Genomic DNA, 13952 nt, shown 5'->3' with positions numbered 1-13952 from the left:
TTACTTCATTTCCGGCATAAAGCGACGCTCCGCTTCATACAGCTCTTCGAACATGTCCTTGATTTCTTCCAACGAGCATACCGCTGAGGTTAGCGGATCAACCATCAGCGCGTGCATCGCCATCTCTTTATCCTTACTCAGTACCGCCGATACGGCAAGCTCAAAGAAAGCCATATTGCTGCGGCATAACGCGGCAAGATGCTCAGGCAGCGCTCCGAATTGGCATGGATTCACCCCGTTGCGGTCCACCATACAGGCGACTTCCACTACGCCATCCAGCGGGAGGTTCGAGATCAATCCGCCATTCGGAACACTTCCGTAGATCGTTTTCACTTCATTTTTTACCATCGCTTCAATAATGATCGGCGCATATTCATGACTGGACTTCAGCTCAATCGGCCGTTCTCCCGAAAGCTGCTGCTTGATCTCCTCGTCATTCGTACGGCGCCAGATCGGCCAGTTGTCCGCATAATAACCCGTAGCACCGTTATAACCTGTACTGCAATGGCGGTCAATCAAGTCTTGCCGCTTGCGATAATACGGGATGTATTCCGAGAAGTGTCCGCTGGATTCCGAGACAAAGGCGCCCAAATACTTCATCGCATCAAATCGTACCGGATCTTTGGCCAGAAGACTCGGATCTGCAATTTTCTCTAATAAGACAGGATACAGATCCCGACCTTGATGAGTCAGCTCCACAAACCATGACATATGGTTGATACCGCCTGCACGCCACTGCATTTCTTCATAGGGTACGCCTGCGTATTTTGCTAGCTGTCTGGAGGTGTTCTGGATGGAATGGCAGAGCCCCACCACCGGCAGCTCCGTAATCCGGGAAGTAAGCAGCGTAACCGCGGACATCGGATTGGTATAGTTCAGAATGATGCAGTCCGGACAGAGCTCCTCCACATCGCGGACAATTTCGATCCAGCTCGGTAATGTACGCAGCGTTTTGAATAATCCGCCCGGACCCAGCGTGTCGCCAATACACTGATTCACCCCGTATTTAAGCGGAATTTCGTACTCGTAGCGAACCGTCTCCAGCCCAACAACCTCAATCTGGTTGATCACAAAATTCGAGCCAGCTATCACCTCGCGACGATCAGTAGATGCTAGCACCTGCCACTTCTTTCCGGTCATTTCTATAATCTTGTTCACCAAGTCACGGGCAATCGCCAGCCGTTCCGGATCGATGTCGACCAGAGCGATAGTTCCCTCCTCAAAGTCTTCAATCTTAAAAATATCTACAATAATTTCCCGGGTAAATGCGCTTCCAGCGCCGATAATCGAAATTTTGGTCATAAGTATTTTCTCCATTCCTGGTTTTTAGGTATCTCTGCCGGCTCTACTTCATGCCTGTCATGGTCAGCCCTTTAATAAATTGCTTCTGGAAAATAAGGAACACGATAATAACAGGCAATGTAATAAGCACAGCGGCAGACATGACTACGTTGTAATTCACCTGATGCGCACCATTGAAGAAGACAAGCGCCATCGGTACCGTCATTCGATCCATATCATTGATGGCAATCAGCGGCCATAAATAGTTGTTCCACGCGGCCATAAAGGTGAAGATGCCAAGGGCCGACAGCATCGGCAAAATCAGCGGCATGACAATACCCCACATAATACGAAGCTCTCCCGCGCCGTCGATGCGTGCCGCCTCAAGCAAATCCCGCGGAATATCTTCAATAAACTGCTTCGCCAGAAATACCCCGTAAGAGCTGATTAAGCTGGGTACAATGATGGCCGCCAAATTGTTGATCAGACCCAGCTTGGAAATAATCAAATACGTTGGAATCATAATCACTTGAAACGGAATCATCATCGTCGCCAGTACAAGCAAAAACATCAGCTTCTTGCCCGGGAATGTAAATTTAGCAAAAATGTAGCCGGCCAACGCACTTGTAAACAAGGTGGCAGCCGTAATAATAATGGCCGTTATAGCACTGTTAAGCAGCCAGGTGAGAAATGGCGCCTCTTCAAACACCGCTCGGTAGCCTTCCAATGTCGGGTTTTGCGGTACAAAAGAAGTTGCCGACGAAATGATCTCCAAATTGCTCTTGAAGGAAGACAGCACCATCCACAAATACGGCAGCAGCATGATCGCTGCACAGACCAGCAGGACAGCAATAATTACTCCTTCAAGCCATGTGAAACGTCTGGTCATTCTGATCCCCTCCTTCCGTTCAATGTTCCCATTGGGAGCGCCCTGCTCTTAACTGGATTAACGTGACCAGCAGAATAATGAGCAGCAGGACAGCCGCCATTGCAGACGCATAACCCATATTGGAGTTGGAGAAGGCCTGATCATAGATGTGGAGCGCCAGTACCCTCGTCTCGTTGAACGGCTCGCCCTTGGTCATAATCTGGAATTGCGGAAAAGCCTGAAAATAAGACACAATCGTCGTCACCGAAACAAACAGTGTTGTCCTGCTCAAAAGCGGCAGCGTAATATGCCAAAATGTCTGCAGCCGGGTCGCGCCTTCAAGCCGGGCGGCTTCATAATACATATCCGGCACCGAATCCAGGCCGGCCATGAACAAAACCACGTTATAGCCGATATCAGCCCATAACGTCAGCATAATAACGGAAAAGAGGGCATATGCCGGGTCGCCCAGCCAGTTGATCGGCGCCAGATGGAACTGGGCCAGAATCATGTTGAAGAGCCCGTTATCATAATTAAACATGGTGCTCCAGACCACCGCTGTACCTGCCAGCGGCGCAATCGCCGGAAGGAAGAAGACTGTGCGGAACAGGCTGCGCAGACTGCGGAAGCGCACACTGTTGATCGCGATCGCAATCAGCAGCGTAATGATAATGTTGGAAATGACCGCTGCTGCGACAAATTTAAACGTGACTCCCAGCGATTTCAGGAACAGCTCATCACTGAACAATCGGATGTAATTCTCCAGCCCAATAAAAGGCGATTCCTCACGCAGCGGACTGTATTGGTAGAAGGACAAAATGAGGCTCCAGACAATCGGAACAAATGCAAATACGGTAAACAGAATAAAGATAGGCGTCAGGGACGCGGTTACGAACAGACGCTGCTTGCGATGGACGGTCTGGGAGCGGAGCCTCCGACCCGACCCGCCCTCCCGCTTCAAACTGCTGATTTCCATATGTGAACACTCCCGGTTTACTTATGTTGGTCTTGACTCGTATTGACCGCCTCTTCGATCTTGCGCAAGCCATCCTCCACCGTGATTTTGCCGGCAACGATAAGCTGGAAATGATCATTAATCTGCTTGAACAGATAGTCGCGATCCCAGATAGGCCCAATCCAGCGGCCATATTCCAGAATATCGATAGACGTCTTCATGTACGGGTTTTCCTTTACGAACTCCGGATCGCTGGCAACCTCCTTCTTGGCCGGCACCGTAAATGTATCCAGATTCCATTTGCGAAGCTGCTCCTTGCTCGTCACATAGTTGATGAAATCCCATGCTTCCCTGGCATGCTTGCTTTTCTTGGAGACGACGAGCCCCCATCCCGATTCCGCTGCAAACAGCGGCGGCTCCGAGGTATAGGAGGGCACGGGGATATACTCGAAATCGTCTACCTTATAGCTGTCCAGACCCGTAGCGATCGTCCAGGGACCGCGATAGGCCATCGCCGATCCGCCCTTGAAGAAGTAATCCGAGGTGTCGAGCTGTCCGCCAAAGGTTGTTAAATCAGCTACTTTATCCTCTACAATCAGATTTTTCAACTCTGTCATTGCCTTAACGGCTTCCGGCGTCTGGAAATTGACATGGCCATTCTCGCCCCAATAATCGCCCTTCTGCTGCAAAATAAAGGACAAGAAGGTAAAGGTAATATTGTCGCCGGACACAAAATCAAAGCCTTTAACCTTAAGGCTGTCCCCATTCGCTACCGTCAGCTTCTTGGCCGCCTCCACAAGCTCAGGCCATGTGGCCAGCGGATAAGCAATCCCTTTGTCCTTGAACATTTGCGGATGAATCAGCATCCCACCGTTCTCGATGTTATATTCCATCGGCAAGCCATACAGCTTGCCATCATGCATATATCCGCCCAGCGGCGCTTCAAAATACTCCTCCTTCCTGCTTTCGCCCTCCGGCACCTCGGCCAGCAGTCCATTGTTCGAGTATTCCGGAACCCAGGTTCCAAACACCTCGGCCAGATCAGGCGGATGGCTTGCGGAAAACGACGCCTTCAGCTTCTGGTTGTATGCATCATAAGGATAGTTCTGAAAGTCAATCTTCACATTGGGATGATCCTGCTCATACTGATCGATCATGGAACGATAGCTTTTGATAAAGGCATCTGCCTGGTGGCTCCAGAATACAAGCTTCACTTGTTCATCTTTGCCTCCTGCCCCGCCGGAATCTTTGCCCACTTTTGCATTCGAGCAACCGCTCAGGGCAAAAGCTGCAAAAATAGCGGCAAGCAAACAAAAAACAGCCGTATTTCTAACGTTTTTCATTGCAAACCCCTTCCTCTTTTTTATGTTTAACCGCTTTCATAGTGTAGAATGTAACTTTTTTCTAGACAAATGTCAATGCATATTTCTCATTAATTTGCGGCAAATAAATAATAATTTTGCGCGCAAAATTTCACATGGTTTTCCGCAATATTTCAGTTGACCTTGTTGTTTTTTTTGCTTAACATATAGAAGTGAGAAGTTGCAGGCATATGGAAAAAGCAGTTGCAACTTTAAGTGCAACATGCACCAAATGCAACCAGAAAGGGACGGTTGATGATATGGCGACTTTAAAAGATATAGCGGTCAAGGTAGGAGTGTCCGTCTCCACGGTTTCCCGCGTGCTGGCCAACGATTCCAACCGGCTCGTGAATACAGATACCAAGCAAAGAATTTGGGATGTTGCAAATGAGCTCGGCTACCAGGTGAAGTCCCCGTCATCGAACACCTCCCAGGCTGTAAGGCAGATTGGCTGTGTGGTGTCGACCATGCAAAAGCGCCACTACCATCCGTACTTCTCCGTGATCTTTGACGGGATCGAGAAGGAATTGTCCAAGCATGGCTACAAGATTGCTTATACCTATACACAAGAGGAGCTGCAAAGGCCTGAAGTGCTGCGCAGCGCGCTGCATGACAGTCCTCTGTACGGCCTGATCGTTATCGAGGGAATCGATAACAAAATTTATCAGCATTTCAAGAAGCATGTGAAGGCGATCGTTGGTATTGATGTCTCCGATCCGGAGATCCCGTGCATTGCATATGATCGGGTAGAAGCAGCACGAGTTGCCGTCACGCATATGATTGATCAGGGATATCGGGATATTATGTTTATTGGCGGAACGGGGTTGTCGGGCCGCTTCGAGAAGGAGAAACGCTATCGGGGGTATAAGCTCGCCCTGGAGCAGGCGGGATTATCGGTGCGGGAGGACCGCGTTCTGGACGCCTCCTGGGAGCCGGATAATGCCTATCGCCTCATGCTGCAATATTTGGAGAAACATGCGGGGAATTTGCCAACCGCTGTCTTTGCAGCAAGCGACATTATGGCGATGGCCAGCATGCGGGCTATCTCCGAGAAGGGCTACAGCATCCCGGATGATTTTGCCGTCATGGGGTTTGATGATAATGAGCCCTCTCGCTATACGGTGCCGCCGCTGTCTACGATTCGCATCCCGACCTTCGAGATCGGCGTCATAGCAGCAAAGACGATGCTGCAGTGCATTCGCGATCCGTATCCGCTGCCGATTCGGATTCATGTGCCGTTTGAGCCGATCTTCCGCCAGTCGACAGCGAAGGCTGGAGATTAATCAAGCGAAGCGGCTGTAGGCTTTATTCAATTGGCGATTGCTCCCCCTGTACCAGCCGTTTTCTAACGGATTGCGTTTTCTAACGGAACTGAGCGCCGTTATTTCTACCAAATCAGGCATTTTTGCAATCTAACGGAAATAGGGGGCCTTATTCGTCCGTTTTCTTGGGTTAACTGCCCTTTTTCAGGCAAATAAGTGCACTCATTTCCGTTAGATTGCAAAACACCACGTTTAGCGCAAAATAACGCCCCTCAGTTCCGTTAGAATTCCAATGAGCGCAAACACAACAAAAAGCAGGAAAAAAACCCCAGCCCTCACCCGGGCTGGGGTTCTTCAATGGACGCGGGGGCCCTCCTTCCAGGAACGCCTGTATAAGCGGCTCCCAAGCAGGTACATTCACGGTGCTGTCGTGAATTTAGGCTCTTGCTCCATGATCTGATAAAGATTATTGATTCCGGATCATATAATCGAATGCGCCAAGCGCTGCAGTAGCACCTGAGCCCATCGAAATAATGATCTGCTTAAATGGCGAATTCGTGCAGTCACCTGCGGCAAATACGCCAGGAACGGACGTTGCGCCGCGGTTGTCGACGACAATCTCTCCCATACGAGTACGTTCTACAGTGTCGGCTAACCAATCTGTATTTGGGACAAGCCCGATTTGGACAAATACCCCTTGCAGATCGATATGCTTCTCTTCACCGCTCTCACGCTCGATGTAAGTTACACCGTCCACCTTATTGGTGCCGGTAATTTCCTTCACTTGAGCATTCTTGATCACCGTGGTGTTCGGCAAGCTGTTCAGGCGTTCCTGAAGAACAGAATCCGCCTTGAGCTCTGGCATGAATTCAAGAACAGTAACATGGCCGGCAACGCCTGCCAGATCAATAGCTGCCTCAATACCAGAGTTGCCGCCGCCAACAACGGCGACATGCTTGCCAGCGAACAGAGGACCATCACAGTGCGGGCAATAAGCCACGCCTTTGTTCTTGAACTCCGCTTCGCCAGGTACACCCAGGTTACGCCAACGAGCACCTGTGGACACAATGACGGTCTTACTCTTCAGAATCGCACCGTTCTCCAATTCAACCTCAACGAAATCCTTCTTCTCAAGACGCTTCGCCATCTGAGATTTCATGATGTCAATGTTGTATTCCTTCGCATGCTCCTCGAGGCTGGCAGCAAGCTTGGGGCCTTCTGTGTATTTCGTACCGATCAGGTTCTCAATACCCAGTGTATCATTTACTTGTCCGCCGAAGCGTTCAGCAATAATACCTGTGCGAATGCCTTTGCGTGCCGCGTAGATCGCTGCGCTCGCGCCAGCTGGACCACCACCGACAACCAATACGTCATATGGCTCTTTATTCTCAAACTCGGAAGTATCCTCCGAGCTGCCCATTTTATTTAAAATATCTTCCACCGTCATACGGCCGCTCTCGAAGAATTCAGCGTTGAGATAGACACTTGGCACGGCCATAATGTCCTTGCTCTCCACTTCTTCCTTGAAGGCTGCGCCGTCAATCATGGTGTGAGTGATGTTAGGATTAAGCACGCTCATCATGTTCAGCGCCTGCACCACGTCAGGACAGTTGTGGCAGGACAAGCTGACATAAGTTTCAAAGTGATATTCCCCTTGAATCGCCTTAACCCGGTCAATGACGCTCTGCTCCACCTTAGGCGGTCTACCGCTAACTTGAAGCAAGGCGAGTACCAACGAAGTGAACTCATGGCCTAATGGTACCCCAGCAAATGTAACGCCAGTGTCTTCACCTGCACGGTTTACGCTAAAGCTTGGAGTTCTGGGCAATGTAGTATGCTCTACCGTAATTTTATCAGACATGCCGGATAATTCATTTACTAAATCCAGCATGTCGTTAGATACCGAATCGGATCCTGCACTGACTTTCAGCAGAACATTGCCTTCCAAGAGCTGGAGATATTGCGCCAGTTGTGATTTGATGTCTGCATCCAGTTTCATGATCTCTCTCCTTAAATCTTGCCTACAAGGTCAAGGCTAGGCTTCAAGGTTTCTCCGCCTTCCTTCCACTTAGCAGGGCAAACTTCACCCGGATGGTTGCGAACATATTGAGCAGCCTTGATCTTGTCGATCAGAATGCTTGCGTCACGTCCGATGCCGCCGGCAGTAATTTCAACCGCTTGGATCACTCCGTCTGGGTCGATAATGAAGGTACCGCGGTCTGCCACGCCTTCTTCTTCGATCAAGACATCAAAGTTGCGGGAAATGGTATGTGAAGGGTCGCCAATCATAATGTAAGTAACTTTGCCGATCGCTTCGGAGCTATCGTGCCAAGCTTTGTGTACGAAATGGGAATCCGTAGATACGGAGTATACTTCAACGCCAAGCTCTTTCAAAGTTGCATATTGATCTTGCAAGTCTTCAAGCTCAGTAGGGCACACGAATGTGAAGTCTGCAGGGTAGAAGCAAACTACACTCCATTTTCCTTTGAAATTCTCTTCAGAGACTTCGATGAAATCCCCGTTGTGATAAGCATTAGCTTTAAATGGTAGTACTTCTTTTCCAATCAATGACATGATTATTCGTACCTCCCAGGTATATTGTTTTATTGAAGAATTAGCATAGAGACATTTGAGCAGTGCATGCACATTTCCCAGGTGAGCTATACTAATTTCTTATTTATAATAATTATTATATATTAATCATTCTCAATGTCAAACCAGTTCACCAAGTCTTCATATTCTTAGTATTCACAGGAATTCCGTTCCCATTCTTCCGGATGATCATAAATTTCCTATCTATAATATAACCACTGCCAGTCCCGTTCTCAGCGCATAGACTCCCTCCAATACAAGTTCGTTCTACGTCTCCACTTGTCAGCAAGGATAGCTCGTACCACTGCTCTTGCACACATGGTCTCTATATTTAATAGAATAACTCTTTTTTTGGAAAATAGATGTAGCTATTCTCGCAAAATAGGCGCGAGGCCACAAGAAAATCTACTTTTTTTACAATGATATGTAATAATATCGGAACCTTCTTTAATTCCGAACTAGATGCATGAGGGGATAAATAATATGATTTGATTCTGAAAGGAGGACCAGTTCGACCATATATGAAAGCGCTTAACCATAATATTTATAAGGGAGGGTGCAAAGAACGCATGAGTAAGATGATCAAACGATCCATCGCGATTCTGCTCGCGGCAATCCTGTTCATCCCTTCGGGCTGGATAGCTTTAGGAGCCAAGGCTGATACTGGAAGCGCTTCGGAACCGGTAGTGGTATATCATGAGGACTTTGCTAACGGTAAAGGTGCTGCAACACAATCGGGTAGCGCCACACTGGAACATGTCACAGGGAAGGTTTTTGAAGGAAATGAAGACGGCGGGGCTTTATATGTAGGCAACCGAGCTGCAAACTATGATGCCGCTGATTTCAAATTTGCGGATATCGGGCTGAAAGATGGTAAGGAATATACGGTGACCGTAGCTGTTTATGTTGATGCTAATGTTAATGTACCGGGTGATGCTCAAGCATACTTACAAACGGTAGATAGTTATGCATGGCTGGACGGCGCGAAGTTTGAAGCAGGCAAGGCCTTAACCCTATCCAAAACGTTTACCGTTGATACCTCCAAAGATCGGGCTCTTCGGGTCCAATCCAACGACCCCGGTGCCACCGTCCCCTTCTACATTGGAGATATCCTGATCACTGAGGATTCCGGCAGTACTCAACCGGAACAACCTAGACCGCCAGCAAAGGCATTTACTACGATTACCTTTGAAGATTTGGAGATGGGCGGTTTTGGAGGCAGGTCAGGCAAGGAAACATTGACCATTACAAATGAAGCTAACCATACCGAAGGCGGCTCTTACGCTTTGAAAGTCGAAGACAGAACCGAGACTTGGCACGGCCCGTCACTGCGTGTCGAGCAATATGTCGACAAGGGTAGTGAATATAAGGTGTCAGCATGGGTCAAGCTGATCAGTCCGGCAAGCTCACAACTTCAATTGTCCACGCAGATTGGCGATGGAGGCAGCGCGAATTATGTTGCCCTCTCCCCTAAGACTATCAGCACCAATGACGGCTGGGTGCAATTCGAAGGCAGCTACCGTTATAACAGCGTCGGTGGCGAATATCTGACAATCTACGTTGAAAGCTCAAATAATGCGACGGCCTCTTTCTATATTGACGATATCAGCTTCGTGAAGACCGCAGGTCCGATCGATATCCAGCGGGATCTAACCCCGATCAAGGAGGTATACAACCATGACTTCCTGATCGGTAATGCTATTTCAGCAGAGGATTTGGGCGGTATGCGGATGGACCTGCTGAGCATGCATTATAATGTTGCTACCGCAGGCAATGCGATGAAGCCGGATGCGCTGCAGCGTGAGAAAGGCCAATTTACTTTTGACGCCGCAGACGACATGGTAAATCAAGTGCTGGATGCAGGCATACAAATGCACGGTCATGTCCTGGTATGGCACCAGCAATCGCCGACTTGGATGAATACAACTGTAAATTCGGAAGGAAACAGCGCACCTCTGAGTCGGGACGAAGCTCTTGAGAACATGCAGACTCATATTAAGACAGTGATGGAGCATTTCGGCGACAAAGTGATTTCCTGGGATGTCGTTAACGAAGCGATGAACGATAATCCGAATAACCCTTCCGACTGGCAGGGAGCACTGCGCAAATCTCCTTGGTATCAAGCCATCGGCCCCGACTATATTGAGCAAGCCTTCCTCGCAGCCAGAGAGGTGCTGAATGAGAAGGGCTGGGATATTAAGCTGTATTATAACGACTACAACGATGATAACCCGAATAAAGCGGAAGCCATCTACCAAATGGTCAAAGAGATCAACGACAATTACGCCACCGCTCATCCAGGCCAGCTGCTCATCGATGGCGTTGGCATGCAGGCCCACTATTCAATAAATACCAACCCGGTAAATGTGGAGCTGTCGCTGGAGAAATTCATCTCGCTTGGTGTCGAGGTCAGCATCACCGAGCTGGACATTCAGGCCGGAAGCGACTATCAGCTTCCTGCCAATCTTGCGAATGCTCAAGGATATCTGTATGCCCAGATATTCAATATTTATAAAGAGCATTCCGATCATATCAAGCGCGTTACTTTCTGGGGATTGGATGATGGCACGAGCTGGAGATCCTCAACGAATCCACTGCTGTTTGATAAAAATCTGCAAGCCAAACCAGCTTATTATGCCGTCATTGATCCGGATCGATTTATCGAAGAGCATCGGCCTGATGAGACTGATGCCAATCATTCGACAGCGAATTATGCTACACCAACTATTGATGGAACCGTAGATGCAGCCTGGAGCAAGGCCCCAGAGATGCCGATCAACCGGTACCAATCAGCCTGGCAGGGAGCTACCGGAGTAGCTAAAGCACTATGGGACGATGAGAACCTGTATGTATTGATACAGGTAAGCGACTCACAGCTAGACAAATCAAGTGCTAATGAATGGGAGCAGGATTCGGTTGAAGTCTTCCTTGACGAGAATAACAGAAAGACTACTTTCTATCAGGATGACGACGGGCAATATCGAGTGAACTTCGACAACGAGACTTCTTTCAAGCCTGAAGGCATGGCCGAAGGGTTCGAATCGGCGACCAAGGTATCCGGCTCCAATTATACGGTTGAGATGAAGATCCCGTTCAAGACGATCACTCCGGCTAATAATACAAAAGTAGGCTTCGATGCGCAGATCAACGATGCCAAGGACGGCGCCCGCCAGAGCGTCGCAGCTTGGAATGACACAACAGGCAACGGCTTCCAAGACACCTCCGTCTTTGGTGTCCTTACGCTCGCCGGCAAGCCCGGGGGCTCCAATGGCGGCGGGAGCAATGGCAGCGATTACGGCAGCAGCAATAATAGCAGCAGTAGCCCTGGCAGCAGCAGTTCTGTTCCGTCGGCGCCTGCCGTAGGGAATAAAGACGGTGTAATAACGATCACGCCGCCTGTAAAGAACGAAAACGGGGTAGCCAAAGCTGCGATCTCCAAGGAGACGCTGAGCAAGGCCCTTGAGCAGGCAACAACCGAAGCTAACGGCAAGAAGCAAATCGTCATCGACGTGCCGAAGCAGACGAATGCAGAATCTTACGAGGTGCAATTGCCGTCTCAATATTTGACGGGCCAAGTCAACCTGGACCTGCTGTTGCAAACAGAGCATGGCTCCGTTCGAATTCCAGGCCAAATGCTATCTAATATAACCATGGATGAAGAGCAAGTAACGTTCCGTATCGCCAAAGTCTCCGCAGACGGTCTATCGGGCTCTGTCCGCGAGCGGGTTGGCGATCGTCCGATGATCGATCTGAGTATATCAGTCGGAGATCGGGTAATCGCCTGGAATAACCCTGCGGCACCTATCACGGTATCCATCCCTTATACACCATTAGCAGATGAACTAAGCCATCTGAACAATCTCGTCATCTGGCATATCGACAGCAAAGGCAAGGCCACGCCTATTCCAAATGGACGATATAATGCGGCAAGTGAAGCGGTTGTATTCCGTACAACTCATTTCAGCACGTATGCTATAGCCTACGCATCCAGGACCTTCGAGGATCTGACTGGCGTTGCTTCGGGTAAACAAGCGATTGAGACGTTGGCAGCCCGCGAAATTATCAAGGGGATGAATGAGAATAGCTTCTCCCCGGAATCTCCAATCAGAAGGGCCGATCTTATTGTACTTCTGGTGAGAACCCTTAAACTGCAAGGAAATGGCAGCAATGAAGCGAGCTTTAACGACACTCCTGCTGGTGCTTATTATAGTAAGGAACTGGCCATCGCCAAGGAACTCGGCATTGCCATCGGCTATCAGGACAACACATTCAAACCCAGCAGCACAGTCTCCCGGCAGGATATGATGGTCATGACGACGCGTGCGCTCGCTGCAGCCGGCATACAGCTGGAGGACAGCGACGGGCTTGATGCCTATTCGGATGCAGTGAGCCTGTCGGGCTACGCCTTAGACAGCGCCACTACGCTGCTCGGGAACAGAATTGTAAGCGGTAAAGATAATAAGGTCGCTCCTCAGGACCCGGTTACGCGGGCTGAAGCGGCAGTTATCTTATACAATGTCTGGAGCCTGTAATCTCCAGCTTAGAGAAGATAAAGACCTCCTGTCCGCCTTTGGCGGACAGGAGGTCTTTATTTAACTTTATACTGCAGGCGCCAGCCAAGCGGCCAGCTCCTCTGTCTGGGACAGTACAGCTACCGGATCATAGTACCAGGAGCGCTCCTCCTTCCAGACATAGACCTGGCCGTTCTTGATCGCAGGCAGTGTGCCCCACATCGGGTCCTGACGCAAATCCTCCAATGTAAGATTGTTCGAGGTGATCACCAGATAGTCGCCGGCATAATCCGGCAGCTTCTCCGCACTGATCTCTGCCCACTGCTTCTCCATAATCTCCGCCGCTACTTTTTCCGGAGCCTTGCGCCCCAGAGCCTGATATACTGGCTGACCGCCGCGGCCGAAGTTGTCCCCATACACGAAGATCGACTTGTCCGTGACCTCCAGGATCGAGAAGCTGGCTTCCGCAGGGATCGCCTGCTCAACACGCGCCCGCGCCGCAGCAATCCGCTCATCATAGCTTTGCAGCCAGGCCGCTGCTTTCTCTCGCTTGTCCAGCAGCTCTCCGAAATAAGTTAACTCCTCGTGAGCGTTCTTCAAATTCCCCCAAGGTACAACGACTGTAGGCGCAATCTTGCTAAGCTGCGCATAGTTGTCGTTATTGGCGGACAGAATCAAGTCGGGATTCAGATCCAGAATTCTCTCCAGATTCATTTTCCCATAGTCGCCGGTATCGGCCACTCCCTTCAAGGCTTCCTTGAAGTAGACGTTGTTAAGCGTCAATCCGGGTGCCCCTACCGGAATAACCTCAAGCGGAATCAAGCTGCCCAAGTATTCCTCAGCTACAATCCGCAAGGGGTGAGCAGGAATTTCGATCTCTCCGTTCACAGTCTGAACACTCTTTACCTCCGACTGGGAGGAGGTTGACCGGTTAGGATCGGATTCGGAAGAAGCGCTGTTCTCCGTCTTATTTCCGCTAGCTTCGTCCGCGCTTTCACAAGCAGACAGCAACAGCGGTAAGGCCAGACAGCCTGCCGCCAGTAGTTTATGCCATGATTTCATGCTTGAAGCCCCCTGTTTCATTGATATTCATTCTCAATTACAGAATACACAGGGTCCTGA

The 13952-nt window shown here is 49.6% G+C and carries 9 protein-coding genes; 2 read left to right on the top strand and 7 right to left on the bottom strand.

The window, feature by feature from the left end; translation table 11 throughout:
* From melA to BN1360_RS07465, 4 genes are read right to left on the bottom strand one after another with little or no spacing between them, the layout of a single operon-like run.
* The gene (melA, locus tag BN1360_RS07480; RefSeq protein ID WP_068779262.1) at positions 1-1302 is read right to left on the bottom strand and encodes an alpha-galactosidase; all 1302 of its coding nucleotides are present in this window, start codon (positions 1300-1302) and stop codon (positions 1-3) included.
* Between the two features lie 43 nt (positions 1303-1345).
* Complete coding sequence (locus BN1360_RS07475; protein WP_068779261.1) at positions 1346-2170, bottom strand: carbohydrate ABC transporter permease; 825 nt, start codon at positions 2168-2170, stop codon at positions 1346-1348.
* A gap of 19 nt (positions 2171-2189) precedes the next feature.
* Positions 2190-3125 carry a carbohydrate ABC transporter permease gene (locus BN1360_RS07470; RefSeq protein WP_068779260.1) on the bottom strand — a complete coding sequence of 312 codons (936 nt, stop codon included), beginning with the start codon at positions 3123-3125 and terminating at the stop codon, positions 2190-2192.
* Positions 3126-3142: 17 nt separating this feature from the next.
* On the bottom strand, positions 3143-4447 hold the full coding sequence (locus tag BN1360_RS07465) for an ABC transporter substrate-binding protein (RefSeq protein ID WP_068779259.1): 1305 nt from the start codon (positions 4445-4447) through the stop codon (positions 3143-3145).
* A 209-nt stretch (positions 4448-4656) separates the two neighbouring features.
* On the opposite strand from BN1360_RS07465, the gene BN1360_RS07460 reads away from it, so the two are divergent.
* Complete coding sequence (locus BN1360_RS07460; protein WP_229520884.1) at positions 4657-5748, top strand: LacI family DNA-binding transcriptional regulator; 1092 nt, start codon at positions 4657-4659, stop codon at positions 5746-5748.
* A 445-nt stretch (positions 5749-6193) separates the two neighbouring features.
* Here the strand turns inward: BN1360_RS07460 and ahpF are convergent, their stop codons facing one another.
* Complete coding sequence (ahpF, locus tag BN1360_RS07455) at positions 6194-7726, bottom strand: alkyl hydroperoxide reductase subunit F (RefSeq protein WP_068779258.1); 1533 nt, start codon at positions 7724-7726, stop codon at positions 6194-6196.
* An 11-nt stretch (positions 7727-7737) separates the two neighbouring features.
* Positions 7738-8301, bottom strand: coding sequence for an alkyl hydroperoxide reductase subunit C (ahpC, locus tag BN1360_RS07450; protein WP_068779257.1), 564 nt, complete (start codon positions 8299-8301; stop codon positions 7738-7740).
* A 587-nt stretch (positions 8302-8888) separates the two neighbouring features.
* On the opposite strand from ahpC, the gene BN1360_RS07445 reads away from it, so the two are divergent.
* Positions 8889-12851 (top strand): endo-1,4-beta-xylanase, encoded by a 3963-nt coding sequence (locus BN1360_RS07445; RefSeq protein WP_068779466.1) that lies wholly within the window; start codon positions 8889-8891, stop codon positions 12849-12851.
* A gap of 66 nt (positions 12852-12917) precedes the next feature.
* On the opposite strand, the gene BN1360_RS07440 is transcribed toward BN1360_RS07445, so the two are convergent.
* Positions 12918-13892 carry an ABC transporter substrate-binding protein gene (locus tag BN1360_RS07440; protein ID WP_068779256.1) on the bottom strand — a complete coding sequence of 325 codons (975 nt, stop codon included), beginning with the start codon at positions 13890-13892 and terminating at the stop codon, positions 12918-12920.
* Positions 13893-13952 lie beyond the last annotated feature (60 nt).

It is taken from the genome of Paenibacillus sp. GM2 (genome assembly GCF_900069005.2).
GTDB lineage: Bacteria > Bacillota > Bacilli > Paenibacillales > Paenibacillaceae > Fontibacillus.
Note: the sequence above shows the minus strand (reverse complement) of the source record. Positions and strands in the feature narration are given on the sequence as shown.